The sequence below is a fragment of the Paraburkholderia sp. J41 genome (assembly GCF_905220235.1).
Lineage (GTDB): Bacteria > Pseudomonadota > Gammaproteobacteria > Burkholderiales > Burkholderiaceae > Paraburkholderia.
Window position 1 is genome coordinate 95,342 of the sequence record NZ_CAJMZE010000003.1, and the last position, 26,639, is coordinate 121,980.

Annotated in this window: 24 protein-coding genes; 16 read left to right on the forward strand and 8 right to left on the reverse strand. The window is 64.3% G+C overall.

What is annotated here, in order from left to right:
• The first annotated feature begins 23 nt into the window (after positions 1-23).
• The 4 genes from preA (at position 24) to U5805_RS04080 (ending at position 5,113) form a co-directional block, all read left to right on the forward strand.
• Positions 24-1,304: an NAD-dependent dihydropyrimidine dehydrogenase subunit PreA gene (gene preA / locus U5805_RS04065; RefSeq protein WP_322102155.1), complete on the forward strand. Its 1,281-nt coding sequence runs from the start codon at positions 24-26 to the stop codon at positions 1,302-1,304.
• A gap of 74 nt (positions 1,305-1,378) precedes the next feature.
• A complete protein-coding gene (locus tag U5805_RS04070) occupies positions 1,379-2,881 on the forward strand; it encodes an NCS1 family nucleobase:cation symporter-1 (protein WP_322102156.1) in 1,503 nt (500 codons plus the stop codon).
• A gap of 150 nt (positions 2,882-3,031) precedes the next feature.
• Entirely contained in the window at positions 3,032-4,489 is a 1,458-nt protein-coding gene (hydA, locus tag U5805_RS04075) for a dihydropyrimidinase (RefSeq protein ID WP_322102157.1), read from the forward strand.
• A gap of 405 nt (positions 4,490-4,894) precedes the next feature.
• On the forward strand, positions 4,895-5,113 hold the full coding sequence (locus U5805_RS04080; protein WP_322102158.1) for a high-potential iron-sulfur protein: 219 nt from the start codon (positions 4,895-4,897) through the stop codon (positions 5,111-5,113).
• A gap of 314 nt (positions 5,114-5,427) precedes the next feature.
• Here the strand turns inward: U5805_RS04080 and U5805_RS04085 are convergent, their stop codons facing one another.
• Entirely contained in the window at positions 5,428-7,647 is a 2,220-nt protein-coding gene (locus U5805_RS04085; protein WP_322102159.1) for a TonB-dependent receptor, read from the reverse strand.
• 427 nt (positions 7,648-8,074) lie between these two features.
• Here U5805_RS04085 and U5805_RS04090 point away from each other — a divergent pair, with 427 nt between their 5' ends.
• From U5805_RS04090 to U5805_RS04105, 4 genes are all read left to right on the forward strand, one after another.
• The gene (locus tag U5805_RS04090; RefSeq protein WP_322102160.1) at positions 8,075-9,130 is read left to right on the forward strand and encodes an ABC transporter substrate-binding protein; all 1,056 of its coding nucleotides are present in this window, start codon (positions 8,075-8,077) and stop codon (positions 9,128-9,130) included.
• A gap of 106 nt (positions 9,131-9,236) precedes the next feature.
• The gene (locus U5805_RS04095; RefSeq protein WP_415914532.1) at positions 9,237-10,181 is read left to right on the forward strand and encodes an ABC transporter ATP-binding protein; all 945 of its coding nucleotides are present in this window, start codon (positions 9,237-9,239) and stop codon (positions 10,179-10,181) included.
• A complete protein-coding gene (locus tag U5805_RS04100; RefSeq protein WP_322102161.1) occupies positions 10,178-11,074 on the forward strand; it encodes an ABC transporter permease in 897 nt (298 codons plus the stop codon). Before U5805_RS04095 ends, U5805_RS04100 begins: the two co-directional genes overlap by 4 nt.
• Before the next feature lie 50 nt (positions 11,075-11,124).
• The gene (locus U5805_RS04105; RefSeq protein ID WP_322102162.1) at positions 11,125-11,340 is read left to right on the forward strand and encodes a DUF3820 family protein; all 216 of its coding nucleotides are present in this window, start codon (positions 11,125-11,127) and stop codon (positions 11,338-11,340) included.
• Between the two features lie 72 nt (positions 11,341-11,412).
• Here U5805_RS04105 and U5805_RS04110 read toward each other — a convergent pair whose 3' ends face one another.
• The 5 genes from U5805_RS04110 to U5805_RS04130 form a co-directional block, all read right to left on the reverse strand.
• Positions 11,413-11,844, reverse strand: a complete 432-nt coding sequence (locus tag U5805_RS04110; protein WP_322102163.1) for a response regulator — start codon at positions 11,842-11,844, stop codon at positions 11,413-11,415.
• Positions 11,845-12,141: 297 nt separating this feature from the next.
• Positions 12,142-12,369 (reverse strand): hypothetical protein, encoded by a 228-nt coding sequence (locus U5805_RS04115; protein ID WP_322102164.1) that lies wholly within the window; start codon positions 12,367-12,369, stop codon positions 12,142-12,144.
• 233 nt (positions 12,370-12,602) lie between these two features.
• On the reverse strand, positions 12,603-12,878 hold the full coding sequence (locus U5805_RS04120) for a DUF1488 family protein (protein ID WP_322102165.1): 276 nt from the start codon (positions 12,876-12,878) through the stop codon (positions 12,603-12,605).
• 156 nt (positions 12,879-13,034) lie between these two features.
• On the reverse strand, positions 13,035-13,376 hold the full coding sequence (locus U5805_RS04125) for a hypothetical protein (protein ID WP_322102166.1): 342 nt from the start codon (positions 13,374-13,376) through the stop codon (positions 13,035-13,037).
• 89 nt (positions 13,377-13,465) lie between these two features.
• Positions 13,466-14,419, reverse strand: a complete 954-nt coding sequence (locus tag U5805_RS04130) for a DUF72 domain-containing protein (protein WP_322102354.1) — start codon at positions 14,417-14,419, stop codon at positions 13,466-13,468.
• A gap of 232 nt (positions 14,420-14,651) precedes the next feature.
• Here U5805_RS04130 and U5805_RS04135 point away from each other — a divergent pair, with 232 nt between their 5' ends.
• Both U5805_RS04135 and U5805_RS04140 read left to right on the forward strand, forming a co-directional pair.
• Positions 14,652-14,795, forward strand: coding sequence for a CsbD family protein (locus U5805_RS04135; RefSeq protein ID WP_322102167.1), 144 nt, complete (start codon positions 14,652-14,654; stop codon positions 14,793-14,795).
• A gap of 99 nt (positions 14,796-14,894) precedes the next feature.
• Positions 14,895-16,091 (forward strand): alcohol dehydrogenase catalytic domain-containing protein, encoded by a 1,197-nt coding sequence (locus U5805_RS04140; protein ID WP_322102168.1) that lies wholly within the window; start codon positions 14,895-14,897, stop codon positions 16,089-16,091.
• A 74-nt stretch (positions 16,092-16,165) separates the two neighbouring features.
• On the opposite strand, the gene U5805_RS04145 is transcribed toward U5805_RS04140, so the two are convergent.
• On the reverse strand, positions 16,166-16,429 hold the full coding sequence (locus U5805_RS04145; RefSeq protein ID WP_322102169.1) for a hypothetical protein: 264 nt from the start codon (positions 16,427-16,429) through the stop codon (positions 16,166-16,168).
• A 637-nt stretch (positions 16,430-17,066) separates the two neighbouring features.
• Here U5805_RS04145 and U5805_RS04150 point away from each other — a divergent pair.
• Positions 17,067-19,817: an EAL domain-containing protein gene (locus U5805_RS04150; RefSeq protein ID WP_415914533.1), complete on the forward strand. Its 2,751-nt coding sequence runs from the start codon at positions 17,067-17,069 to the stop codon at positions 19,815-19,817.
• A gap of 276 nt (positions 19,818-20,093) precedes the next feature.
• Positions 20,094-21,647: a methyl-accepting chemotaxis protein gene (locus tag U5805_RS04155; protein ID WP_322102171.1), complete on the forward strand. Its 1,554-nt coding sequence runs from the start codon at positions 20,094-20,096 to the stop codon at positions 21,645-21,647.
• On the opposite strand, the gene U5805_RS04160 is transcribed toward U5805_RS04155, so the two are convergent.
• A complete protein-coding gene (locus U5805_RS04160) occupies positions 21,622-21,882 on the reverse strand; it encodes a hypothetical protein (protein WP_322102363.1) in 261 nt (86 codons plus the stop codon). The genes U5805_RS04155 and U5805_RS04160 overlap by 26 nt on opposite strands.
• A 297-nt stretch (positions 21,883-22,179) precedes the next feature.
• Between U5805_RS04160 and serC the strand changes: the two genes are divergently transcribed.
• From serC to U5805_RS04180, 4 genes are all read left to right on the forward strand, one after another.
• Positions 22,180-23,274, forward strand: coding sequence for a 3-phosphoserine/phosphohydroxythreonine transaminase (serC, locus tag U5805_RS04165; RefSeq protein WP_322102172.1), 1,095 nt, complete (start codon positions 22,180-22,182; stop codon positions 23,272-23,274).
• Positions 23,267-24,646: a tetratricopeptide repeat protein gene (locus tag U5805_RS04170; RefSeq protein WP_322102173.1), complete on the forward strand. Its 1,380-nt coding sequence runs from the start codon at positions 23,267-23,269 to the stop codon at positions 24,644-24,646. Before serC ends, U5805_RS04170 begins: the two co-directional genes overlap by 8 nt.
• A gap of 164 nt (positions 24,647-24,810) precedes the next feature.
• Positions 24,811-25,458 (forward strand): arylsulfatase, encoded by a 648-nt coding sequence (locus U5805_RS04175; protein WP_322102174.1) that lies wholly within the window; start codon positions 24,811-24,813, stop codon positions 25,456-25,458.
• Positions 25,459-25,780: 322 nt separating this feature from the next.
• Positions 25,781-26,575, forward strand: coding sequence for a YkgJ family cysteine cluster protein (locus tag U5805_RS04180; RefSeq protein ID WP_322102175.1), 795 nt, complete (start codon positions 25,781-25,783; stop codon positions 26,573-26,575).
• Positions 26,576-26,639 lie beyond the last annotated feature (64 nt).

Genomic DNA, 26,639 nt, shown 5'->3' on the forward strand with positions numbered 1-26,639 from the left:
CCCCACAACGAAGGAGCCGCATCATGGCCGACTTGCGCTGCACGATTGCCGGTATTGAATCGCCCAATCCGTTCTGGCTCGCCTCCGCGCCGCCCACCGACAAAGCCTGGAACGTCAACCGCGCTTTCGAGGCCGGCTGGGGCGGCGTGGTCTGGAAAACGCTCGGGCTCGACCCGCACGTGGTGAACGTGAGTTCGCGCTACGGCGCCACCACCTGGCGCGGCCAGCGCATTGCGGGGTTGAACAATATCGAGCTGATCACCGACCGCCCGCTCGACGTGAATCTCAAGGAAATCGCCCAGGTGAAGCGCGACTGGCCCGACCGCGCGCTGATCGTCTCGCTGATGGTGCCCTGCACCGAGCACGACTGGAAGTGGATTCTGCCGCAGGTGGAAGCCACGGGCGCGGACGCCGTGGAACTCAACTTCGGCTGCCCGCACGGCATGAGCGAGCGCGGCATGGGCGCGGCCGTCGGCCAGGTGCCCGAGTACATCGAAATGGTCACGCGCTGGGTGAAGGAAGGCACGCGCCTGCCTTGCCTCGTGAAGCTCACGCCCAACGTCACCGACATTCGCCACGGCGCGCGCGCGGCGCTCAAAGGCGGCGCGGACGGCGTTTCTCTCATCAACACCATCAATTCGATCGTGGGCGTCGATCTCGACGTGATGGCGCCGCTGCCCACCGTGGACGGCAAGGGCACGCACGGCGGCTATTGCGGCCCCGCCGCGAAGCCCATTGCGCTGCACATGGTCGCGGAAATCGCCCGCGATGCGCAAACGCGCGGCTTGCCGATCTCGGGCATCGGCGGTATTTCCGACTGGCGCGACGCCGCCGAATTCATCGTGCTGGGCGCGGGCAGCGTGCAGGTATGCACGGCCGCGATGCACTACGGATTCCGCATCGTCAACGACATGATCGACGGCCTTTCCAACTGGATGGACGACAAGGGCTACGCGAATCTGGACGCCGTTCGCGGCCGCGCCGTGCCCAACGTCACCGACTGGCAATACCTGAACCTGAATTACGACATCAAGGCGCGCATCGACCAGGACCGCTGCATCCAGTGCGGGCTTTGCCATATCGCCTGCGAGGACACTTCGCATCAGGCCATTACCGCCATGCGCGACGGCAAGCGCCATTTCGAAGTGGTGGACGCGAACTGCGTGGGCTGCAATCTCTGCATGCACGTGTGCCCGGTCGACGAGTGCATCACGATGGAGCGCGTCGATTCGGGCGAGCGCTACGCGAACTGGACCACGCATCCGAACAATCCGGCGCGCGTGCCCGACCCGAAAGCCGCCTGAAATCGCCAATAGTTCGGATATCGAAGCAAATCGAACGAAGCCGCATAAACGACAAGCCACGGAGAACCCGCATCATGAGCCAGCCCCTAGCCGCCGACGCCAACGCGCGCCGCGCCGAAAGCGAGCTATACAACGACGACCTCGCGCCCACGGGCGTCGCGCAGCGCACGTGGCGCTGGTATCACTTCGCGGCGCTGTGGGTCGGCATGGTGATGAACATCGCGTCCTATATGCTGGCCGCCGGGCTGACCGAGCAGGGCATGTCGCCGTGGCAGGCCGTGACCACGGTGCTGCTCGGCAACCTGATCGTGCTCGTGCCGATGCTTCTGATCGGCCATGCGGGTGCGAAATACGGCATTCCGTATGCGGTGCTCGTGCGTTCCTCGTTCGGCACGCAAGGCGCGAAACTCCCGGCCATGCTGCGCGCGATCGTGGCGTGCGGCTGGTACGGCATTCAGTCGTGGCTCGGCGGCAGCGCCATCTATACGCTCGCCAATATCCTCACGCACAACGCGCTGGTGGGCGACGCACTGCCGTTTCTCGGCATTTCGATCGGGCAGGGCGCGTGCTTTCTCGTGTTCTGGGTCTTGCAGCTTTATTTCATCCTGCACGGCACCGATTCGATCCGCTGGCTCGAAAGCTGGTCGGCGCCCATCAAGGTGGTGATGTGCGCGGTGCTCGTGTGGTGGGCGTGCTCGAAAGCGGGCGGCGTGGGCTCGATGCTTTCGCAGCCGTCGCAATTCGCGGCGGGCGGCCACAAGGCGGGCCTCTTCTGGGCGACGTTCTGGCCGAGCCTCACGGCCATGGTGGGCTTCTGGGCCACGCTCGCGCTCAACATTCCCGACTTCACGCGCTTCGCCAGAACGCAGAAGGATCAGCTCGTGGGCCAGGCGCTCGGCTTGCCGGTGCCGATGGCGCTGCTTTCGGTGGTTTCCGTGGTCGTGACTTCGGCCACGGTGGTGATCTACGGCAAGGCGATCTGGGACCCCATCGACCTCACGAGCCGCATGGAAGGCGTGGGCGTGGGCGTCGCGCTCGTCATCCTCACGCTCGACACCATGTGCTGCAATCTCGCCGCGAATCTCGTGGGACCGGCTTACGATTTTTCGAGCCTCTGGCCGAGGCGCATTTCGTACAAGGCGGGCGGCCTCATCACGGCGGGCCTTGCCATCGTCATGATGCCGTGGAAGATTCTGGCCACCACGCAAGGCTATATCTTCACCTGGCTCGTCGGTTATTCGGCGCTGCTCGGGCCGGTGGCGGGCATTCTCATGGTCGACTATTTTTTCATTCGCGGCACGCGCCTCGACACGGCGCAGTTGTTCGAGGAAAACGGCGAGTACGCGTATTCGAACGGCTGGAACCCGGCGGCCGTCATTGCGCTGCTCGCGGGCGTGCTGCCGAATCTGCCGGGCTTTCTCAACATTGCGTTTCCGAACGCGTTCCCTTCCGTGCCCGACGCGTTCAAAGGGCTTTACACCTATGCGTGGTTCGTCGGGCTCGCGATCGCGGCGCTTGTCTATGGCGTGCTGATGAAGCTCGGCAAGAGCCGCCGCCCGACCGTGGCGAGCGCGTGAGCGTCGGTCCAACCCAGGCGTTGCGGTAGGCCGGCATTATCGGCACGTAATGGCACGCTATGGCACGTAGTGGCACGTAATGGCAGGTAGTGGCACCTAATGGCACGTTAGGCAACCCAGCGTCACAGTAACCGAAGGAGACAAAGCATCATGGCGATCCTGATTCGAGGCGGCACCGTGGTCGACGCCGACAAAAGCTGGCGCGCGGACGTGCTCTGCGAGCACGGCACGATCCAGGCCGTGGGGGAGAAGCTGGACGCGCCCGCGGGCGCGAGCGTGGTGGACGCGGGCGGCCAGTACGTGATGCCGGGCGGCATCGACCCGCACACGCACATGGAACTGCCCTTCATGGGCACGACGGCGAGCGACGACTTCTTCACCGGCACGGCGGCGGGGCTCGCGGGCGGCACGACGTCGATCATCGACTTCGTGATTCCCAACCCGAAGCAGCCGCTCATGGACGCGTTTCGCGAGTGGCGCGGCTGGGCCGAAAAGTCCGCCGCCGACTACGGCTTTCACGTGGCGGTGACGTGGTGGGACGAAAGCGTGCATCGCGACATGGGCCTGCTCGTGCAGGACCACGGCGTGTCGAGCTTCAAGCACTTCATGGCGTACAAGAACGCCATCATGGCCGACGACGAGATTCTCGTGAACAGCTTCGCGCGCTCGCTCGAACTGGGCGCGCTGCCCACCGTGCATGCGGAAAACGGCGAACTCGTGTTCCAGTTGCAGCGCCAGTTGCTCGCGCGCGGCTTCACGGGGCCCGAGGCGCATCCGTTGTCGCGGCCGCCCGAAGTGGAAGGCGAGGCCGCGAACCGCGCGATCCGCATCGCGCAGGTGCTGGGCGTGCCGGTGTATATCGTGCATGTGTCGGCGAAGGACGCGCTCGAAGCCATCGCGCGCGCGCGCGGCGAAGGGCAGCGCGTGTTCGGCGAAGTGCTGGCGGGGCATCTCGTGATCGACGAAGCCGTGTATCGCGACCCGGACTGGACGCGCGCCGCCGCTCACGTGATGAGCCCGCCGTTTCGCACCCAGGAGCATCGCGACGCGCTCTGGCGCGGGCTGCAAGGCGGCCTGCTGCACACCACGGCCACCGATCACTGCGTGTTCTGCGCCTCGCAGAAAGCCATGGGACGCGCCGATTTCACGAGGATTCCTAACGGTTGCGGCGGCGTGGAGGATCGCATGGCCGTGCTGTGGGACCGGGGCGTCAACACGGGGCGGCTCACGCCGAACGAATTCGTGCGCGTGACCTCGACGAATGCGGCGCAAATCTTCAACCTGTACCCGCGCAAGGGCGCGGTGGCCGTGGGCGCCGACGCCGATCTCGTCGTGTGGGACCCGGAGGCCACGCGCACGATCTCGGTCAAGACGCATCATCAGAACGTGGATTTCAACGTGTTCGAAGGCATGACCGTGCGCGGCGTGCCCACGCATACGCTTTCGCAAGGAGAACTCGTTTGGGCCGACGGCGACTTGCGCGCGCGGCGCGGCGCGGGGCGGTACTTGAAGCGCCCCGCGAATCCCGGCTATTTGCAGGCCTCGCGTCTCGCAAAGCAGTTGAAGGAGACGCAACCCGTGCGCCGGGAAGGCGACGCGCCGCTGTGAGCGCGGCGCGTGTCCGGTGCGTGTCCGGTGCGTCCCGGCGCGTGTCTTTTTCGGCGATGCCGTGCGGGCCGCACCGCTAAACGGGCGGCCCTTTTCGACAGGCTTACGTTACCGCCGGGTGCCCGCGACGCGCCGCCGTGCGGGCGCGGCATCGCGCGCCGCTGCACGAATCCCGCCGCCCTGAGATACTGATGCGCCGCGCGCGTTCGCCAGCCCATTTGTCAGCTCATTCGCCAGCTCATTTGTCAGCCCATTCGCCGTGCAGGGCCGGCTTCGCGCGTTCCCCGCTTCGCACCACAAAACTCCGTTCCCACGATGGATAGCCAACGTCGAAAATTTCTCGTCCTGAGTGTTTGCACGGCCACGTCGATGCTGGCGACGCAGGGCGCTCGCGCGGACGAACCCATGCTCAGCGAGTCCGACGCGCAGGCACGCAACGTCGGCTACACCGAAAACGCGGCAACGGTCGATCGCAACAAATACTCGTCTTATATGCCGGGTCAGACCTGTGGAACCTGCTCGCTGTTTCAGGCGCAAGCCGACGGCAAATCGGGCGATTGCCTGCTGTTCAGCGGCAAGCGCGTGGCGGCCGCGGGCTGGTGCAGCTCCTATAGCAACATGTGAGCGCCGGCCCGCCCGAGGCCGTTTCGCTTCGGGAACGCTCTGCGCGATCTGCTTCCGTAGAGGATCGGCGGCGGGCGAGAGGCGGCGGCCTCGCCGCGCCGTGATGGACGACATGAACGCCGCACCCAACCCGGCCGCCGCGAGCGTTTGCTCGGGCCATCGCACAAGCACGGCGGCCACCGTGGCCCTTCGACGAGCGCGGCGTTCCGCTGCGTTGCCTCGCCGATTGGCGTCGCCGCTACGTCGCGCGGCTCGATGCCGGCCGGTTGCCCGAGCCGCATGCCGAAGCCCTCGCGGCCCCGGCATGGCGGGCGTCAGAAGTCGCTCGTGACCGAGAACCAGGCCGTGCGCGGCGCGGCCTGCGTCAGATAACCGCCGAGCGCCGACGACCAGTACGAGCGGTTGGCGAGGTTCGTCACCATCACCTTGAAGCTCGTGTCGTGGCCGGCCACCTTGGTTTCGTAACGCGCGCCCACGTCGAAGCGCGTCCACGACGGCACCTGCAACGTGTTCGCCTGATCCAGGAACTGCGTGCTCGTCCACAGCGCGCGGCCCATCAGCGTGAGTCCGGCGAGTTGCGGCACGTCGTATTCGACGTTCGCGTTCACGCTCCATGCGGGCACGCCGATCGGGCGATTGCCGTCCTGCGTGCCGCCGTTCGTGTCCTCGAGTTTCGCGTTGATGTACGACACGCCGCCGATCAGGCGCACGCCCTTGACCGGCTCGCCGTACATCGAAAATTCGATGCCGCGGTGCTGCTGGATGCCGTCCGCGCCGTAAATGTTCGTGACCGAATTGGTGTAGGCGACCTGCTGGCGGATCTGGTAGATCGCGAGCGCCGCGCCGTAGTGGTTCGCGTCGTACTTCACGCCCGCTTCGTACTGCTTCGCGCGAAACGGTGCCGTAACCGCGCCGGAGTTCGCGGCGGTGGTGGGCGCGGTGCCGCCCTCCACGAGACTTTCCGCGCGGTTCGCGTACACCGAAAGGTTCGGCTGAATCTTGTAGACGAGGCCGAGAATAGGCGTCGTGGCCGAGTCGGAGTACGCCGCGTTCTGCACTTCCGTGCCGTATGCGTAGCCGTTCTGGAGAATGTCCTGATGGCGTGCGCCGATCGTGAACAGCGCGCGGTCATTGAAGAAGCCCAGCGTGTCCGAGACCACGAAGCTGCGCATGAGCGCCACGCTGGTCAGGCCCGGATCGGCGAAGTTGCCGGTGAGCGGCGCGGCCGGCTCCGCCACGCGAGGCGTGTCGTAGAGGCTGGTGCCAAAGCTCGAACTGAAGCCGTATGCGTTATAGGCCGCGACGCGGTTGATCTGCCAGCCGGCGTTGAACTGGTGCGAGACCGGGCCGGTGTCGAACTTGCCGCGCACGCCCACTTGCGCCGAGATCGCGTTTTCCTTGTGGATCGACGGGAACGCGTAGGCGGTGCCCGCGCCGTTGAAGTCGTACACGCTGGACGTGGTGCTGTTTTCGGCCGTGTGGCGCGAGCCCACGCCCGCGTAGAACGTCCAGTTGCGCGTGATGTCGTACTCGCCGCGCAGCATGCCGATGGTGTCTTCGGTCTGGTAGTAGGCCCAGGGCTGCGCGTAGTTGTAGCTCGCCGAAGGCGTGGCCGGCAGCGTGTCGCCGGTCTCGAACACCACCGGACGGTTCTGCGACTGATGTTCCTTCTGATAGAGGAAATCGGCGTACAGGCGCAGTTTGTCGCCGCGATAGTCGAGCGAAACGGCCGTTTGCTGCGAGTGATCGGTTTGATTTTGGATCGCCGCGTCGCCGCCCTCGACGGTCTGATTCACGCGAATGCCGAACTGATCGTCGCTGCCGAAGCGGCGGCCCACGTCCACCCGCGTGCCGATCTCGCCCGACGCGCTGCCTTCCACCGTCACGCGCGTGAGCGGTTTGTCGTCGGCCACTTTGGTCTGCACGTTGATGTCGCCGCCCACGCCGGAACCGCCGGGCGCCGCGCCGTTCACGAACGCCGTCGCGCCCTTGAAGATGTCGACGCGTTCGATCGCGCCCGTGCCCACCATCTGGCGCGGCGTGAGGCCGTACATGCCGTTCAGGGCGACGTCGTCCGAATACACCTCGAAGCCGCGAATGATGTAGGTCTCGGCGATCGTGCCGTAGCCCAGCGCCGTGCGCACGGCGGGGTCGTTGGCGACGACGTCGGCGAGCGTGTGCGCCTGCTGGTCCTGAATCAGCTTCGACGTATAGCTCGTGACCGAAAACGGCACGTTGATGAGTTTTTGCTGGCCCAGCACGCCGACCTGCGCGCCGCTTGCAACCTGGCCGCCGGGCAGCGCCGGGGCGAGATCGCCCGGAAGCTGCTCGCGCGCGCCCTGCACCGTGACGGTAGGCAGGACCGCGGTGGCGGAACCGCTGGCGCTTGCCGCGTCGTTCTGCGCGTCGGCGGCGAAGGCGGACGCGGACCACGCCGCGAGGCAGACGGCCGTAATCGGGAAAACCTGCCGGGCAGCGAGGGCGAGCGGCGCGAGGCGCAGCGCCGGCGTGGAGCGATGAACAATTCGGGTCATTTCTGGAAGCGGCGTGTGGAAAGCGTTGATCTATCCGGCATCGAAGGCCGCTATCATACATGCAAATGAGAATGATTCTGTTTTCCTGAGTAACACGGGCCTTATTTGAAGATAAAAAACAACAGCAAAAATGGGGCGATACCGCACCGAACCGGCAAAACCTACCGAACCGGTTGCGTGGATGGCGTGCGCCGTGCGATGCCGGAGCGCTCCTGGAACGCGCGAGCTTTTCTTCGAGTCCGGGCCACGGCTGCATGCCATGCTGACAAAGCACGTACGCCGCAGCATCGTCTTTATGACTTGAGCGGATAACCGTATCGGTTTTCCTTCGTTGTCAGCCGCATGGCGCGCACGTAGATTGAGCGCGCGATTTGCGTCGCCGTTCGATGCGATGCGAGACACGAGTCAGATAACGAGGGAAAGACGAATGATCGGAATCAGGGGCGGGGCGTTCGTGCGCCGCACGCGCGCATGGCGTCGCGCCGGGGCCGCGACGCTGGCGGCGGCGCTCGCAACCGCGGGTCTTGCCGTTTCGGTGCCCGCGCACGCCGAAGGGCAGATTCGCATCGCCGAGCAGTTCGGCGTGGTGTATCTCATGCTCAACGTCGCGCGCGACCAGCATTTCATCGAGCAGGAAGGGCGCAAGGAAGGCATCGACATCAAGGTGGACTGGCAGCGTCTCTCGGGCGGCGCGGCCGTGAACGACGCGTTGCTTTCGGGCGCGGTGGATATTGCGGGTGCGGGCGTTGGGCCGCTGCTCACGGTATGGGACCGCACGCACGGGCGGCAGAACGTGAAGGGCGTGGCGTCGCTCGGCAATCTGCCTTATTACCTCGTGAGCACGAATCCGAACGTGAAAACCATTGCCGATTTCACGAGCAAGGATCACATTGCCGTGCCGGCCGTGGGCGTTTCGGTGCAGTCGCGCGTGCTGCAATATGCGGCCGCGAAACTATGGGGCGACAAACAGTTCGATCGCCTGGACCCGTTCACGCAGGCCATTCCGCATCCCGACGCCACGGCCGCGATCATCGCCAACAGCAGCGTGGTGACGGGCCATTTCGGCAATCCGCCGTTTCAGCAGCAGGAACTGGCCGCGAATCCGAAAGCGCATATCGTGCTCAATTCGTACGACGTGCTGGGCGGCCCGAGTTCGGCCACGGTGCTTTACGCGACCGCGAAGTTTCGGCAGGACAATCCCAAAACCTATCGCGCGTTCGTGGCGGCGCTTGCCGATGCGGCCCGATTCATCGACGCCAAACCCGACCAGGCCGCCGATATTTACATTCGCGTGAACGACTCGAAAATCGATCGCAATCTGCTGATCAAGATTTTGCGCGACCCGCAAGTGCGCTTTCAAACCGCGCCTCAAAATACGTTGGGCCTCGCGCAATTCATGTATCGCGTCGGCGCGATCCGCAACGAGCCCAAATCGTGGCGCGATTATTTCTTCGACGATCCGGCGATTGCGGGCGGCAGTTGAGGCTAACGCGTATCGCATGGATTCAAACGGGCCGCTTGCGGCCCGTCGTCGTTCGAGCGGCGCGTTTCGCGCTTATGCGTCGCTCTCGTTTGAATATGGCGAATCGTTGGTTGGTCGGCGTGGCAAATGCTCGTATGTTGTCGTTTTCTCCGCTGGACTTGCCATCGTGAACGTCACCACTTCCCGCGTCTGGGACAGCGCGCCGCCCGCGCGCGCCGCAGGCAGCCGCGTTTCGTCCGCGCCAGGCGCGGCCCGAACGATCTCGCCGGCGCGCAGCGAGCGGTTGCTCGCCATCGAAGGCGTCAGCCTCGAATACCGCAACCGGGAGCGTATCGTTCGCGCGACGCAGGACGTGAGCTTCGACGTCTACGGCGCGGATCGCTTCGTTCTGCTCGGGCCTTCGGGCTGCGGCAAATCCACTTTGCTCAAGGCCGTCGCCGGGTTCATCGAGCCGGTCGCGGGCGCGATCTCGCTCGACGGCGTGGCGGTGCGCGGCCCAGGCGCGGATCGCGTGGTGGTGTTCCAGGAGTTCGACCAATTGCCGCCGTGGAAAACCGTGGCGGAGAACGTGGCGTTTCCGTTGCGCGTGGCGCGCAAGCTCGCACGCGCCGAGGCACGCGAGCGGGCACTGCATTATCTCGACAAGGTGGGACTGGCTGCGTTCGCGAATGCGTATCCGCACACGCTTTCGGGCGGCATGAAGCAGCGCGTGGCGATCGCGCGCGCCCTGGCGATGCAGCCGCGCGTGTTGCTGATGGACGAGCCGTTCGCGGCGCTCGACGCGCTCACGCGCCGCAAGATGCAGGAAGAGTTGCTGCGGCTTTGGGACGAAGAACGTTTTACGCTGCTGTTCGTCACGCATTCGATCGAAGAGGCGCTCGTGATCGGCAACCGCATTCTGCTGCTCTCGCCGCATCCCGGGCGTGTGCGCGCGGAACTGAATAGCCACGACTATTCGCACGCCAGCATGGGCGGCGTGGATTTTCGCGCGAGCGTTGCGCGCATTCATCACCTGTTGTTCGACACCAATCACGAGGAGGCGCCGCAATGAGCACGCCGAATCGGGCTTTGCCGCCCTTGCCGCCCCTGCCGCCTATACGTGAGGAGTACGAACGTCCCTTGCAGGCCGTGGCCGTGGACGACGTTTCCGCGCCCTTGCCGCTGGCGCGCCGGGTGCTTGGCGCGGGCTGGTTGCGCCGCACAGGCATTGCGCTCGTATTGATCGCACTGTGGGAAATCACGGCGCGCATCGTGGACAACGATCTGCTCGTGCCGACTTTCGGCGCGACGCTGAGCGCCTTCGTTCAGGGCATTGCGAGCGGCGAATTGCTCGTGAAAACGGGCATTTCGCTGTCGGTGCTGCTGCGCGGCTATGCGATAGGCGTGGTGCTCGCGTTCGCGCTCACGTCGCTTGCCGTGTCCACGCGAATCGGCCGCGATTTGCTTTCCATGCTCACGGCGATGTTCAATCCGCTGCCGTCCATCGCGTTGTTGCCCATTGCGCTGCTGTGGTTCGGTCTCGGCACCGGCAGTTTGCTGTTCGTGCTCGTGCATGCGGTGTTGTGGCCGCTCGCGTTGAACATGTACACGGGCTTTCTGGGCGTGCCCGTCACGTTGCGCATGGCCGGGCGCAATTACGGCCTCAGCGGCTTGCGTCAGGTCGCGCTGATTCTCGTGCCCGCCGCGTTGCCGTCCATCATCGCGGGGCTGCGCGTGGGCTGGGCATTCGCGTGGCGCACGCTGATCGCCGCCGAACTCGTGTTCGGCGCGAGCGCGGGGCAAGGCGGTCTTGGCTGGTACATCTTCCAGAACCGCAACGAGTTATACACGGATCGCGTATTCGCGGGGCTCGCGGCGGTGATCGTCATCGGGCTGGTGGTCGAGCACCTGGTGTTCGACAGCCTGGAGCGTTTGACGGTGCGACGTTGGGGCGTGCAGCACTGAAGTAGCGACGCGGCGGCAGCGGAAAATGGAAAAGCATGCACAATACGCGGATGCAAATCCCAGACCTCGAACGCCTCGTCACGCTCGCCATGCCCTACGGCAAATACAAGGGCCGGCTTATCGCCGACCTGCCGGGGCACTACCTCAACTGGTTCGCCCGCGAAGGGTTCCCGCAGGGCGAACTCGGCCGGCTGCTCGCGCTCATGCAGGAGATGGATCATAACGGGCTGAGAAGCCTGCTCGATCCGTTGCGCAAACGCGAGTAGCGCGTGGGCTTGCCTGCCTGGCGAAGTTCTCCAGGCGGTCATGGCCATAAACTCGATTCCCGCATTTCACGTTCAAGTCGAAACTTCCCGCAGGCAGCGCACCACGTTCTCGATTGGCGCGCCTTTCTGGCAAAAGCCGTCGAAGTCGCCGGGCGCGGCCCGCATGACGACAAACTCACGCGGAAGGGCGGTATAAGCGAGGATCAGCAATTTCGACTCGCCTTTCGTTGCGCGAATTTCCCTGGCGGTCGCAAAGCCGTCGCAATGCGGCATGCTGATATCCAGCAACATGGCATGCGGACGGAACATATCGCACGACTTGATCGCTTGTGCGCCGCTGTAGACCGGCAGACTTTCGTAGCCCTCCTGGGCGAGCGCCGCGCTCACCGCATCGGCGGTATTTTTGTTGTCGTCCACTACCACAACGCGCAGCGTTTCACCGGATGCGATGGTGCGGTGATTCCAATGGAAACACGCGGAAGCGGGCGAATTGTTTAGAACCATAGATAAAGCCTCCCTGATGCCTTGCCCAGCCCAACGCAAACCCCGTTCCATTCTTTTCGAAGCGATTGCCGTGCGTTGCGATGCCCGCTCTTTTCACAAGCTCGCGCAATGGCAGTGTGCGAAACGGCTAATTTCGGCGACTGCGCTAAGTGCGAACGAATCGAGGTGAAATGGCAAGTTGCAATCCCGCAAGTCAATCCGGCATGCACGGTCCACCGTTCGGTGCATGCCAGTAACCAAAGCGGCCTTCGATGAAACACGACGGGTGTGTGACCAGGCGCGTCGTATTTCGGCGCGTTATGCCGCGCTGGTGCAATGCTCCTCGACCCAACCCATCGCGCGCTCCTGCGCGAGCGTGAGCGCTTCATGCTCGTCGACGAAGTTGTCGTCGAAGCGCAGGTCGTGTACGTCGTCTTGAAACGAGCCATCCTGCGCGGGAATAAAGATTCGCGCGTTGGCCACGATTCTTCCGTCGTCGATGCTGGCGCTCGTGCTGATCAGGCAGGACTGAAAAGTGAATTGCATGGCTGACTCCCTTGAGATTCGGTTCGACTGAACGCGGCAACGCAAACGCCGTGCCGTTGGCATTCGGTGAACTAGTGAGAGGGGGAGGGCGATGGGAGCGCCAGGCGTCGGCGCGCGCGGGCGCGACGCGCATCGCGCCGGGGTCGCGGCGGAGGCGGTGGACCGCAAGACATCAAACAGACATCAAACCACGTGCGTGCGCGCCGCAATACGTCGCGCGCACGCGCGGCGGACTATCGCTGAGCGCGAAAGTCGCCGGTTTTCAGGTAGATCGACTGCACTGAAGAACGGGCGCGAACGCGTCGCTCGGCGACGGCGCTGATTCGGCCGTAGCCATCGGAAAATGCGGCCAGCACCCGTTCCGGTTTTGCGCCCGGCGGCAACCAGAACCAGTCTTCCAGCGCGCGTATGGAAACGACGCAATCGGTGGATGTTGCGCCGCGCGTGATGCAGAACGCGACGCCGCTTTTGTCAGGCAAAATGCGCGGCAGTTCGTTAATCGCTTCCATGGCGGATTTCCTCTCTGTACGCGGTGTAAATGATATTGGCACTGAGTCAGCACAAAAAGCAACATCGACGTGATGCGCGCTATTCGTCTGCTATTTCGGGCTCGCGATTTCCATCGGGCGCCATAAGAAGCGCAGGGTCCCGGGCGGCAATCGAGTTCACGAAAGCAGGTTTTGCAAATGAAGCAGGCGCTGCTTCTGCGATATCACGAGCGCATAATTTTCCTCGAGCGCATTGACACGCTCGACCCAATAATGGCGCCCGAGCTTGGGCGCGGAAAGCCGATCGGTTCCTGAAAGAAACCTGACAACGCTTTCGAGGTGCGTCAGGTGCGATTCCGCGAGGAGAGCGGGCAATTTCGAAGGCGTGTGGCCCGAATTATGTTTGTGCTGAAGCGGTGGCGTGCGTTTCATGATATCGACGTTGTTTTTGGGTCCGGCTAACGCGCAATCGGGCGCGGCCGGCAGACACAGCAGTTTGTGTGCCTGAGCCTCTCGCACGCAGGTTTTCCTTTGGCGAATTCGCCGCCCCGCAATGGTTCGATTGCGTCGCTTATCTTCAGCGGCCAAAGTGGGTCCGCCGGTGCGCGTCAGCCTTTGCGCGCCGCCAGGTCGCTCGCATCGGCGGGCAGCGGCGGCGGCGTTTTCCCAAGGCGCGTCATCAGGCGGCGCGCGTCATAGGGCGCTTCGGTTTTCTTGTCGTTGTCGAAATAGCAAAAGACGTCGCGCGCTGCCGGTCTGGACTGCGCGATTTCCGGCGCCATTAAATCTTTCTTCGCCGGCGCCTTGCCGCGGCTCCACGCAAGCAGTCTTTTGGCCCACGCATCGAGTGCCGAATCTTCATAGGCGCCGCCATATTTTTCCGTCGAACCGTGAAGCCGGAAATAGGCGAAATCGGCGGTGACATCTTCGGCATAGGGCCAAGGTTCGGTCGAATGAGAGGTGACGAGGGCGACGCCATAGCGGCGCAGCAGTTCGATGAATGCGGGATCACGAAAGCTCGCGTGCCGCACTTCAATAGCGTGGCGTAGCGGGCGCGTTGCGTCGAAACGCAGGAATGGGGCTTTCACGCGCGCGTCATGGCCCTCGGCGAGCGCCAGTGCGGCGTCGCCATGCTTTGGCAACAGCGCGAGAAAGCGTTCGAGCCGTTCAGCGTCGAAAGAATAATTGGGCGGAAATTGCCATAAGAAAGGCCCGAGTTTTTCATTGAGCGCCAGTACGCCTTGTGCGAAAAAATTCGCGCAGGCAACCGTGGCAGTCTCGTCGCGAAACCGCAGCATATGCGTGAGATACCGCGCTCCTTTCACGCTGAAAACAAAATGCGGCGGTGTTTGCGCGTACCACGACATAAAGCTTGCGGGCGTTTGAAGACTGTAGTGCGTGCCGTTGATCTCGATGGTTTCCACCGCGCGCGAGGCGAAGTCGAGTTCGTTCTTTTGCGGCCATTTTGGGGGATAGAACGTGCCGCGCCAGCCCTCATAACGCCAGCCCGAAATGCCGACATGAATCTGGCCGGTGCCCGATGCGGAAGATGCGTGAGTCATGCGTTGCGCCGAAGTTTTTTCGCTCGTGCGCATCCGCTGTGCCGCGTGGCCATGCTGCGGCGGCATCGCGAAAGGCATATCCCTTGCGCGAGCGGACGGTGAGGCGTCGCGTGACTGAGCATTGGCTGAGCGCGGTCGTCGGGGCAAGAACATGGACGAATTGGAGGCCATCATGGCGCACGAAAAAACGGAAGGGGTCAAGAAGGAACTGAAGGGCATCTGGACCAGGATGGTGGGTGCCGTCACTCGCGACGAAAACAAGAAGCTGGAGGGCGAGGCGCAGATTGTCGAGGGCGACAACCTCAAGGACTACGGCGACCAGAAAGAGAACATCGAAAAGGGCAAGACACGGCCTGGCGATCCGACCAATCTCTGAGCGGCCGCTTCAGGCCCGCTTCAAACCTTAAGCGCCATTCGACGATTCGACGCTTCACTGCCGCGTGCGAAGGCGCACTGAATCCGACTGGAGGTTCCCATGAAGGCCGTTGTATTCCACGACGTCGGCGACATTCGCCTTGATACGGTGCCCGATCCCATGATCGAACGCCCGGAGGATGCGGTCGTGCGCATCACTTCGAGCGCGATTTGCGGCACCGACCTGCACATGGTGCGCGGCACGCTGGGCGGTATGAAGCCGGGCACGATACTGGGCCACGAAGGCGTGGGTATCGTCGAAGAATTTGGCCGCAACGTGCGCAATTTGCGGCGCGGCATGCGCGTGCTCATTCCGTCGACGATCTCGTGCGGCGCGTGTTCTTATTGCCGGTCGGGCTATACGGCGCAATGCGACGTTGCGAACCCTAACGGCGCGCAAGCCGGCACCGCGTTTTTCGGCGGACCGGGTGCGACTGGGCCGTTCAACGGATTGCAGGCCCAATACGCACGCACGCCGTTCGCGCATGCCAGCCTCGTGCCGTTGCCCGACGATCTGGACGACGATCGCGCCATCCTGCTTTCCGATATCTTTCCCACCGGTTGGTTCGGGGCACAGCTCGCCGAGGTGCGCGAAGGCAACGTGGTTATCGTGTACGGTGCTGGCCCGGTCGGACTCTTTGCGATCGCCAGCGCGCGCTTGATGGGCGCTGGGCGCATCATCGCCGTGGATCGGGTCGCGTCGCGGCTCGACATGGCGCGTGCGCTGGGCGCAGAGGCCATCAACTTCGCGGAAGAAGATCCCGTTGAAGCGATCATGGAGTTGACCAACGGCGTTGGCGCGGACCGCGTGATCGACGCGGTGGGGGTGGACGCGGTGCGCGCGCAGCGGGACGCAAGCGGCGAATCGCAACAGTTCGACGAGGAGGTGCGTGAGATCACGCAAGGACGCGCCCCCGGCAACGACGGGCCGTGGCAACCCGGCGACGGTCCTTCGCAAGTGCTGCGCTGGGCCATGAAAACGGTGGCGAAGGCGGGCACGATCGGCGTGATCGGCGTGTATCCGCCCAACGACCGGTTCTTTCCGTTGGGCGAGGCAATGAATCGCAATCTCACGCTCAAGATGGGCAACTGCAACCATCGAACGATCATTCCCAAGCTGGTCGAACTCGTGCGCGAGGGCGGCTTCGATCCGCTCGGCGTGTTGACGCAACGCGAGCCGCTGACCAACGTGATCGACGCGTATAAAGCGTTCGATGCGCGCGAACCGGGTTGGATCAAGGTGAAGCTGGAACCGTAAGGATCGCGCCGAAAAGGTGGAATGCGAAGCGCTGCGGCGGGAATCTTCCGCAGCGCCGGAATTGCTAAGCAAACCTAAGCACCAAGATCGTCCTTGCCGCGCGGTGCTTCCTCCGGGTCGACGTCGGGGTCCACCTTGTCATGCTCGGGGACGTAAGGGCCTTGCTCGGGATGGTCCTTGCCTTTGGCCAGCAGCGTCGAATCCATGTTGCCATGCGGACGTTGCTCCACGGTGCCGTCGTCGTGTACCGTGACATCGTCGCCATCCTGCTTCGTGGCGCGGCGAGCGTCGGCGCGTTCGACCGGGTCGGAAGGTTCGTTGTTGTCGGGCGTGCTCATGAAGTTCTCCAATGGGGTTGACGCTGCATAGGGCGCATCGCGCGTGCCGCAGTGGCGTTCGACAATGGCGCTTGCCTGAGCGAATTCCCCAACAACTTCGCATGGCACGAACGAAACAGGAGCAAAAAAAAGCCCATCGACGATGGGCTCGAACTCTCGCTAACGCAAGAGGCTGAGGAAACGGTTTTAGCGCAGCACGCGTGGGGGCTTGGCTGCGCTTTTTGCACGGGCTGTGCCTGGGCGCGCAATGCCGGAATTACGAATTATTACCGCGTTGGCGTAAAGCGCCGATAAGCGGCCGAATCGTCCACTTCAGGCTCTTTAGTAAACGGTATGGGAATTAGTAGCGATTGGCGATCAATGCGTATTTTGGCAAGCGTATGGAATACTTCACGCGCCCCATTCGGCTGGCCGGCAAATTATTTTGCTAAAAAAATGCGCATTCACGTAAAGTCATGGAACTTGTTGCCGTAATTGGAGTTAAGCAGGCTTCGGCATTGGATATCGACCTGTGCGAATGCCGGAGCGAACGCCGCTTCACCGCATCTTATGGACCATGAATAGCCTTTTGCAGCCGCACGCGAATAACGACGAATACGCGCTTCTCCTTCAAAGCATAACGCGATATGCGATTTACATGCTCGATATCGACGGCTTTGTCGCGACATGGAATTCCGGCGCGGAGAAAAAGAAAGGCTACCGGGAAGGCGAAATACTGGGGCGCCATTTCTCGTGCTTTTACCGGCGCGAGGATCGCCTGAACCAGATTCCCGCGCGCAATCTGCATGTGGCGCGCACGAAGGGACGGTACGAAGCCTATGGCTGGCGGCTCAGGAAAGACGGATCGGCGTTTCGCGCGCATGTCGTGATCGACGCGCTGCGCAACGCGCGCGGCGAGGTGTTCGGCTTCGCCAAGATCACGCGCGACTGCACCGACCTGGGCGCATTCGACGCCGCGCTTTTCGAGCAGGAGGACGTGAGCCGCGCCGCCGTGCCCGGAGCGGACTGCGCCATGTACATGCTCGATATCGACGGCATTGTTTCGCACTGGAGCGCGAGCGGGCGAATGTCGAGCGGCTATCTGCGCGATGAAGTGGTCGGCCGGCATTTTCGCGCTTTTTACACGCCCGAGGATCAGGCGAACGGGTTGCCCGAGCGCGTGCTGGAGACCGTGCAGAACGAGGGCCGCTTCGAGGGCGACGGCTGGTGCGTGCGCAAGAACGGCGAGCGTTTCTGGTCGCACGTCGTCATCGAGCCGATCATTCATGCGGGCGGCGAACTGTTCGGTTACGCGGTCGTCACGCAGGACCGCACCGAAGCACGCCGAATCCAGCAGCAGTCGTTCGATCACGAGCGGCGCTTTCGCATGCTCGTGGAAGGCGTGACGGATTACGCGATCTATATGCTCGATACGCAAGGCCGGGTGTCGAACTGGAATGCGGGTGCGCAGCGCGCCAAGGGCTACGAGGCCGAAGAGATCGTCGGCCGGCATTTCTCGATCTTCTATTCCGAAGACGCGCGGGCGCGCGGCGCACCCGAGAGCGGGCTGCGTCAGGCGCGCGAAACCGGCAAGTTCGAGGCGCAAGGGTGGCGTCTGCGCAAGGACGGCGGCCGGTTCTGGGCGCACGTGGTCATCCAGCCCATCTATGACGATGCGGGCGAACTCTTCGGCTATGCCAAGATCACGCGCGACCGCACCGAACAGCGCGAAACGGCGCTTACGCTGGAAGCCACGCGGCAGAACCTCGATCTCGCGCTCGACAACATGCGTCAGGGCTTGTGCCTGTTCGACCGGCAGGTGCGTCTCGTGATGGCGAATCGTCAGTTTTCGCTGCTGTTCGACATGCTGGAGGCGCCCGCGGCGGGCACGCGCCTGAGCGCGCTGCTGGGCCGCATCGGCAAGCAGCTTCGCGGCCAGACGCCGAAGCGCGCGGCGCTCGCGGCGCAGTTCCGGCGTGTGATATCGGCCAGTGCGACGCCGGACGTCGCCACCGAAATCAACCTTGCGGGCCGCATCGTTTCGGTGACTACGCGCCGGCTTTCCCACGGCGGCTGGGTTTCCACGCTCGAAGACGTCACGCAGCGGCACGCGGCGGAACAGCAGGTCCGCCATCTGGCGCTGCACGACCCGCTTACCGACTTGCCCAACCGGTTCGCGTTTCAGGCCAACCTTCAGCACCGGCTCGCCGACGCGAGGCGCCGCCAGCCGTTCTGCCTGCTGTATCTCGATCTCGACCGCTTCAAGGCCGTCAACGATACCTTCGGGCATCACTCGGGCGACGAGTTGCTGCGGGCGGTCGCGCGGCGGCTTTGCGCGAGCGTGCGCGAGGGCGATCAACTGGCGCGTCTTGGCGGCGACGAATTCGCCATCATTCTCGACACGCCGCGCGGCGTGGACGACGCGAAGTCGCTGGCCGCGCGATGCATCGAAATGCTTGCGAGGCCCTTCGTGCTGAGCCGGGGCGAAGCGTCCATCGGGGCGAGCATCGGCATCGTCGAACTGCCGTGCGGCGTGAACGATGCCGACAAGGCGTTGGAGCGCGCGGACCTCGCGCTCTATGCGGCGAAGGCCGTGGGCCGCAACGGCTATCGCGTTTTCGAAGGCGGCATGCACGACGCCGCCAGCGAGCGCAACGAGCTGGAATTCGAATTGCAGCGCGCCATACATGCGGGAAGTCTGCGAATCCACTATCAGTTGATCGTGGACGGGTTGTCCGGCATCCCCACGGCGTGCGAGGCGCTGCTGCGCTGGCCGCATCCGCAGCACGGCAATATTCCGCCGTCACGGTTCATTCCGCTCGCGGAAGAACGCGGGCTGATGCCGGAACTGGGCGCGTGGGTGCTGCGCCGCGCCTGCGTGGACGCCGTGCGATGGCCGGTGCCGCTGCGACTGCACGTGAACGTTTCCGCCGCGCAGGTCACGCGCATCGACTTTGTCGATACCGTCGTGCAGGCCATTCGCGAGTCGGGGTTGCCGGCTTCGCGGCTGGAGATCGAGATCACGGAAACGGCGCTGCTCGAATCGTCGGAAACCCTGCGCTCCGTGCTGAATTCGCTGCGTGCGCTCGGTATCGGCATTGCCATGGACGACTTCGGGACCGGTTATTCGTCGCTGAGTCTGCTGCGCGATTTTTCGTTCACGAGCATCAAGATCGACCGAAGTTTCGTGCGCGACGTGGAAGAAAGCCGCAAGTCGCGCGCGATCGTTCGCTCCATCGTCGGTCTCTGCAAGGACCTCGATATTCCGGTGATTGCGGAAGGCGTCGAGACCGAGGCGCAGCGCGAGATTCTGGTGCGCGAGGGCTGCACCGAGTTGCAAGGGTTTCTCTTCGCGCGGCCGGTGCCGCCGGCCGAGCTGGCGCGAGCGCTGCGAGGCGGCGCGGCCTGACGAGCGCAGGCTGGGCCGGCGGGTTCGATGCCGGGTCGCCGCTCGCCCATCACGGGGCGCACGCGGGGAAGCGGCGCGGCGAGTTTCAAAGCCTTTCCAGAACAATCCGCAAAATATTTTGTTCCGAAAAAAGATCACGTAGAATGATCCATATCAGGATCATTGATCCGTATGCGGAACAAAAAGCCGCGAGGCCGAGCACGAAAAGTCATGCGCCGTGCTGCCTTGCTGGAGACCAAGGCTCGCCACCGGCGACGCTCGTCCTTCGCCCCGAAGATGAAAAACCTCACCCTGAACGCCCGGATCGCCGCGATCATTCTCTTTCTCGCCCTGTTGCTGATCGCCACCGGCGCCATCGGCATCGCGGGCATGTCCACGAGCAACCGCGCGCAGCGCGAAGCCTATGGCGTGTACTACGCGTCGGCGGTCACGCTCGGCAAATCGAATACGGCGATGTCGCGGGCGCGCTTCGGCCTGGATTGGGCCATCGCCAATCCGCAGTCGCCGCAGCTCGGCGTTCAGCTCGACCGCGCGAGCGCGCTGCTTGCCGATTCCGACGCGTGGTGGCAGCGCTTTCGCGCCTTGCCGAAATCGGCCGAACTGGCGGCGCTTACCGACGACCTCGACGCGAAGCGCGGCGCCGTGCGCCGCGACGGCATCGACCGCTTGATCGCCGCGATCCGCCGCGGCGACACCGGCTGGATGGACGCGCAACGCGCGCAGCAACTCATCGGCCTCTACACGGCGATGAACACGAGCCAGGGCGCGCTTGAACGCTGGCTCGACCAGCAGTCCGACGCGGCCGCGCAGCGTTCGGACGCGCGCTTTCATACGATGCTCGCAATTTGCGCGGCCAGCATCGCGCTCGCGCTCACCGCGTCGTTCTTCGGTTGGCGGGCTTTGCGGCGCGCCATCATGACGCCGCTCGGTTCGGCCATGCGCCAGTTCGAAGCCATTGCGGCGGGCGACCTGACGACGCGCGTGGAAATTCGTTCGAACGACGAAATGGCGACGTTGCTGCGCTCGCTCGCGCAGATGCAGGCGAGCCTTGCCGCGACGGTGTCGGCGGTGCGCTCGGGATCGCAAGCCATCGCGGGCGCGACGCAGCAAATCGCCGCCGGCAATCAGGACCTGTCGCAGCGCACCGAGGAACAGGCCGCTTCGCTGAGCGAGACGGCGTCCGCCATGGAGCAGCTCACGGCAACCGTTCAGCAGAACTCCGCGAACGCGGGCCAGGCGAGCGAGCTTGCGCGCAGCGCGGCGCAACTGGCCGGTCGCGGGCGCGAGGCCGTGGGCACGATGATCGAGACCATGCGGGCGATCCATACCGGCTCGGCGCGCATGACCGGCATTATCGGCACGATCGAGGGCATTGCGTTTCAGACCAACATTCTCGCGCTGAACGCGGCGGTGGAAGCCGCGCGAGCGGGCGAGGAAGGGCGCGGCTTCGCCGTGGTCGCGGGCGAGGTGCGCAGCCTCGCGCAACGCTCGGCCACGGCGGCCCGCGAGATCGGCGCGCTGATCGCCGAGGCGACCGCGCGCGTGGAAGCGGGCGCCGGGCTGATCCAGGATACCGGCGCGACGATGGCCGAGATCGACGCGGCCATCGCCGGCGTCACGCATATCGTCGCCGGGATTGCGCAGGCTTCGGGCGAACAGAGCCAGGGCATCCAGCAGGTCGGGCTGGCGATCACGCAGATGGACGAGGTGACGCAGCAAAACGCCGCGCTCGTGGAAGAAAGCGCGGCGGCGGCTTCCGCGCTTGCCGGCCAGGCGCATACGTTGCGCGAGCTGACGGCCGCGTTCAGGATGGAGCGTGGCGTTGCTTGAGCGCCAATGCGAGCGTGGCCGCCGCCGCGAGCGCGAGAAACGGGAAACCGACGAGTCCCGTCAACGTGAGATCAATCGACACCGACGACGTATAGAGCGCCTGGCAAGCGGCGAGCACCAGCGAGGCGCGTTCGCCGTGCGCGCCGGCGGCCTGCACGGCGGCGTCGGATTGCTGCGAGGGCGGCGCATTGCTGCCGGGCGCGGCGCGGCGGGTTGGAACGGAGCTTCGGTGCATCGGAGGTTCGGGCGCGGTGAAGGACGCCCAATCTTCGCGCGCTGCCTGTTGGCCGGAATGACAATGTTGCGTCAATTCCTGCCGTAGCAGGTCGCGCCCATGCCGTCGTTGCGTTCCTGCGTGCGCCCGATCGAAGGGTTCGGGAAAGCTGCGCGAAAGCGCGGTCGGGGGAACTGGGTTCGGTTTCTCTCGCACCTTCCGGCTTTGCGAGGCGCGTGGCGCGGTTAGTCTGTCGACATCCCGCATCACGCCCGCGCGACGGCTTTGAAAGCCGGTCGCGTCTTTACCGGACGCCTCATGACGCCCAACGCGCTCAACTTTTCCGGCGGCCCTGGCGCCTTGCCGGCCACCGTGCTCGACGAAACGCGCGACGCGATCGTCGCGCTGCCCGAAACCGGGCGCTCCGTGCTGGGCATGAGCCATCGCTCGGCGTGGTTCCTCGGTCTGCTCGACGAAGCCGAACGCAATATCCGCGCATTGCTCGGCCTGCCCGAGCGCTATGCCATTTCGTTTCTGCAAGGCGGCAGCAGTCTGTTGTTCGCGACGATTCCGATGAACTTCGCGACGCGTGCGTTCGCGCCGCCCGAATATGTGAACTCGGGCTATTGGAGCCGCCGCGCCAGCGCCGAGGCGCAACGTACCGCCGCGTGCCGCATCGCATGGGACGGCGCGCCAACGGGCTTTAGCGAGTTGCCGGCTTTGCAACAGCTTGCCGTTGCGCCGAACGCGGCCTATCTGCATTACGTGTCGAACGAGACGGTGGAAGGCCTGCAATTCGGCGATGGCGAAGCACGGTCGGCGGTGCCGCTGATCGCGGATATGTCGTCGGACTTTCTTTCCCGGCCGCTTGCCGCCGAGCGTTTCGCCATGATTTACGCGCACGCGCAAAAGAATCTGGGCCCGGCGGGCGTGACCGTCGCGCTGATCGACCGCGCCTTGCTCGAACGCATTCCGCCGAATCTGCCGCATATGCTCGACCTGCGCACGCAGATCGAACATCGCTCGAATTACAACACGCCGCCGGTATTTGCGATCTATGTGCTCACGCTGGTCACGCGCTGGCTGCGCAACGAGATTGGCGGTCTTGCCGCGATGCAGCGCATCAACGAAGCCAAGGCGCAGCGTCTTTACGGCACGCTCGACGCCATGCGCGAGGTCGTCAAGGTGCATGCGGCGGCGCCGTGGCGCTCGCGCATGAACGCGGCGTTCACGTTCGGCGACGCGCGGCTCGACCGCGCATTCATCGCCTGCGCGAACGCGCGCGGCATGGCCGGTCTCGAAGGGCATCGTTCGCTTGGCGGGCTGCGCGCTTCGCTCTACAACGCGGTCACGCTCGAAGCCGTCGACGTCCTGTGCGAAACGCTGATCGAATTTGGACGCCGCCATGCCTGAGTCTCGCGACGACAATCCCAACCCGAGTGCCGCGGCGGATGCCGGCGCGAAGTCCGCGGCCGTGGCGGAGCGCATCGAAGACCTGGCGCGCGCCCTGGACGCGGCGCCGCTCGACGCGGGTCTGCATGCCCGCATGCTCGCCGCCGCGCACGAACTGGCGCTGGCGGCGTTCGCGATGCTCGGCGAGGCGCCGCGCGAACAGTTGGCGCTCGTGCTTTACAACGTGGCCACGGTCTATGCGATCAAGGGACGGCGCGAAGCGGCGATCCGCTGGTATCGGCATACGCTCGACATCGACGCCGGGCTGGCCATTGCGCATCAAAATCTCGCGGTGGCGCTCGAACGCGAAGGACAGCGCGAAGCGTCGGCGTTTCATCGCGAGCGGGCGTATCGGTTGCAGCGGGTTTTCGTCGACGGCGCGCTCGGCGAAGAGCAGCGCCGCGTTCTGATTCTTGGCGCGGGAAAGGGCACGGGCAACGTTCCCATCGACACGCTGCTTTCCCGGCAGACGACCGCGCGAATCCGCTATGCCATCGACTACGCCGGGCAAGCCGAGGACGCGCAACTGCCGCCTTATGATCTCGTGTTCAACGGCATTGGCGACCCGGATATCGCCGCGCCGCTTGCCGCGCGGCTCGCGCGTTTTTCGGCTGCGTGCGAGCGCCCGGTGCTCAACCGGCCCGAGGCGATCGAGCGCACGCATCGCCACAAAACGGCGGCGCTGCTGGCGGACCTGGACGACGTGATCGTGCCGCCGTGCGTGCGTCTCGACGCGCGTCCCGCAAGCGCCGAAGCGTTGGCGAGCCAGCTCGCGAAATCGGGCGTTGCGTTTCCGGTTTTGATGCGCCCGCTCGCGATGCACGGCGGCGACAATCTCGAACGCCATGCGTCGCTCGACTCGCTCTGGCGCGCGATTGTCGATCGGGACGCGCCTTGCTATCTCAACGCGTTTTACGACTTTCGCAGCCCCGACGGTTATTACCGCAAATATCGCGTGATTTATGTCGACCGCGAAGCGTATCCATACCATCTCGCGATATCGCCGCACTGGATGGTCCATTATTTTTCGGCGGGAATGCTCGAGGCGCAATGGAAACTCGACGAGGAACGCCGCTTTCTCGCCGATCCATCGGCCGCGCTCGGCAAGCGCGCCAGCAACGCGATTGCGGCCATCGGGCGGCGGCTCGATCTTGAATACGGCGGTGTCGATTTCACGCTCACGCCGAAGGGCGAAGTGCTGGTTTTCGAAGCGAACGCCACCATGCTCACGCACGGCGAAGCCGTGACAGGGCCGCTCGCGCACAAAAATGCGTACGTCGGCAGGATTATCGAAGCGTTTGAAAAGATGGTGCGCGCGCGATTGCTTCGATAACGGCTTGCAGCGAACCGCCGATGCCGTCGATAAACCGCGGCATGGCATTTTCTCAGGGAGGTACCGGACATACCATTACGCGAGGTTGCCTTGTTAGCGGCTTGCCGCGTTGAAACAATGTGCGCGCATCAACACACAGGGTTTATTCAACGAGGAGACCGGCGATGCGCATAGCGTTCCTGCATACGATCGACGACAACCCGCGCATTTTCGAGGCCGCCGCCGGGCAGCTCGGTTTGCGGGCCGTCGATTTTCTCCATGAAGTGCGGCCGCATCTTCGCGAGGCGGTTCAGCAAGCGGGTGCCATGCCCGCCGACGTGAAAGAGGAAACGCGCCGCTGCATCCGCGAGTTGGCCGCGCGGGCGCACGCCGTGGTCGTGACTTGCGCCACGCTCGGTGCGGCTCTCGAAGAAACAGAAAGTACCGGAGCCATTGTGAGAGCCGATGTGGCGTTGGCATCGGCGGCGGGCAAGGCCAGCGGGAAAGTCGTGGTGCTGTGCGCGGTGGAATCGGCCGTGGAGCCGAACCGGCAACTCTTCGCGCGGCATGCGAGCCCCACGGTCAGCTCGGTGGAAGTCATTCATGTCGAAGCGGTGTGGACGCTGGTTCGCAACGGCGAACTCGACGCGTGCTTCGCGGCCCTTGCCGCCGCCACGCATGCCGCTTATGAGAACGGCGCCGCGCGGGTTGCCTATGCGCATCCGTGGATGGCGCCGGCCGCGCGTCTCGTGCGCGAGGACCGGCAGCCGCTCGACAGCGCCCGCGCCGCGTTGCGTGCGGTGATGGAACGCAGCGGCAAAGGGAGCGCGTAGTGGGTGAGCGCAATACGTGCGCAATACGTGCGTAATACGTGTATATCCGTGCGCATGATACGTGCGCATAGGTGCGCGTCGAAGTTGCGCATATTGGATTGCGATTCGGGCCACGCGTTAAGGCAGCGAGTTAAATCGACACGGCTGTGAATTCGTATCGTCGTGTCAAGAATTCGTCATTGATTCGAAAGAGAAGGCCGGTTCGCTCTCGTTCGCTATGCCGCGCATCGGGAAATATTCAGGTAGACGCTGTAACCAGGAAGCGCAGAATGACGAATTAAGGTTCTTACGGCATGCCCGCCGGAACCAGGACGCTTCCGCCATGAGCCAAACGCTCCATTTTTCCTGCACGATGTGCGGCAAGTGCTGCCACGACTTGCGATTGCCGCTGAGCGTCGACGAAGCCATTGGCTGGCTCGGCAACGGCGGCAAAGTCGAATGCTTTTGCGAAGCGATCCCGTGGCCGCTGGAGCCTGCCGCCGACGATCTGCCCGCGCGCCACAAGCGGCGGCGCTCGTTTGCGGCGCGCAGCGGCAAGCTGCCGGTGAGGGTGATCGTCAATCTGGTGGCTTCGTATGAAGGCGCGTGTCCGTTCTTGCAGGCGGACCTGCGCTGCGGCGTGTACGAGACGCGTCCGCGCGTGTGCCGCATTTATCCGGCGGAAGTCAATCCGTTTGTCGAACTCGACCCCGCGAGAAAGGCGTGCCCGCCCGAAGCGTGGAGCCCGGAAAACCGTGTTCTCGCGCGCGGCGGCGTGATTGTCGATGCGCAAATCGCGGCGCTTGCCGCGCAGTCGCGAGAAGCCGACGCGCAAGACGCGAGCGTGAAAGCGGCGCTCTGCGCGAGTCTCGGCATATCGACGGCCGCATTGTCGAACGAGGGCTTCGCCATTCACTCGCCGGATCGCGATGCGTTGTATCGTGCGTTGCGCGCCGCGCGCGAGTCGGGCTTGCGCGCAGCGGACTTGCACGACGAGCCGGACGCGATGCAGTGGTCGTTCGCGAGCAACCGGGCGCCCACGCGAACCGTGCTGGAAGAGATCGGCGCGAACGTCACGCCGTTGCAGGATAACGCCACGAATGCATGCCGTTATCTGGGCTTTCATGCGGACCAGTGAAACGGCAAGCGCAAAGCATTCAAACACCCGGGCGCGAAACCCTCGCTCATTCCTTGCGACGGTT

Bases quoted from the DNA above. Each gene is read 5' to 3' on its own strand.
- preA (WP_322102155.1), top strand. From the start codon at position 24: ATGGCCGACTTGCGCTGCACGATTGCCGGTATTGAATCGCCCAATCCG.
- U5805_RS04070 (WP_322102156.1), top strand. From the start codon at position 1,379: ATGAGCCAGCCCCTAGCCGCCGACGCCAACGCGCGCCGCGCCGAAAGC.
- hydA (WP_322102157.1), top strand. From the start codon at position 3,032: ATGGCGATCCTGATTCGAGGCGGCACCGTGGTCGACGCCGACAAAAGC.
- U5805_RS04080 (WP_322102158.1), top strand. From the start codon at position 4,895: ATGCTCAGCGAGTCCGACGCGCAGGCACGCAACGTCGGCTACACCGAA.
- U5805_RS04085 (WP_322102159.1), bottom strand. From the start codon at position 7,647: ATGACCCGAATTGTTCATCGCTCCACGCCGGCGCTGCGCCTCGCGCCG.
- U5805_RS04090 (WP_322102160.1), top strand. From the start codon at position 8,075: ATGATCGGAATCAGGGGCGGGGCGTTCGTGCGCCGCACGCGCGCATGG.
- U5805_RS04100 (WP_322102161.1), top strand. From the start codon at position 10,178: ATGAGCACGCCGAATCGGGCTTTGCCGCCCTTGCCGCCCCTGCCGCCT.
- U5805_RS04105 (WP_322102162.1), top strand. From the start codon at position 11,125: ATGCAAATCCCAGACCTCGAACGCCTCGTCACGCTCGCCATGCCCTAC.
- U5805_RS04110 (WP_322102163.1), bottom strand. From the start codon at position 11,844: ATGGTTCTAAACAATTCGCCCGCTTCCGCGTGTTTCCATTGGAATCAC.
- U5805_RS04115 (WP_322102164.1), bottom strand. From the start codon at position 12,369: ATGCAATTCACTTTTCAGTCCTGCCTGATCAGCACGAGCGCCAGCATC.
- U5805_RS04120 (WP_322102165.1), bottom strand. From the start codon at position 12,878: ATGGAAGCGATTAACGAACTGCCGCGCATTTTGCCTGACAAAAGCGGC.
- U5805_RS04130 (WP_322102354.1), bottom strand. From the start codon at position 14,419: ATGACTCACGCATCTTCCGCATCGGGCACCGGCCAGATTCATGTCGGC.
- U5805_RS04140 (WP_322102168.1), top strand. From the start codon at position 14,895: ATGAAGGCCGTTGTATTCCACGACGTCGGCGACATTCGCCTTGATACG.
- U5805_RS04145 (WP_322102169.1), bottom strand. From the start codon at position 16,429: ATGAGCACGCCCGACAACAACGAACCTTCCGACCCGGTCGAACGCGCC.
- U5805_RS04150 (WP_415914533.1), top strand. From the start codon at position 17,067: ATGCTCGATATCGACGGCTTTGTCGCGACATGGAATTCCGGCGCGGAG.
- U5805_RS04155 (WP_322102171.1), top strand. From the start codon at position 20,094: ATGAAAAACCTCACCCTGAACGCCCGGATCGCCGCGATCATTCTCTTT.
- U5805_RS04160 (WP_322102363.1), bottom strand. From the start codon at position 21,882: ATGCACCGAAGCTCCGTTCCAACCCGCCGCGCCGCGCCCGGCAGCAAT.
- serC (WP_322102172.1), top strand. From the start codon at position 22,180: ATGACGCCCAACGCGCTCAACTTTTCCGGCGGCCCTGGCGCCTTGCCG.
- U5805_RS04170 (WP_322102173.1), top strand. From the start codon at position 23,267: ATGCCTGAGTCTCGCGACGACAATCCCAACCCGAGTGCCGCGGCGGAT.
- U5805_RS04175 (WP_322102174.1), top strand. From the start codon at position 24,811: ATGCGCATAGCGTTCCTGCATACGATCGACGACAACCCGCGCATTTTC.
- U5805_RS04180 (WP_322102175.1), top strand. From the start codon at position 25,781: ATGAGCCAAACGCTCCATTTTTCCTGCACGATGTGCGGCAAGTGCTGC.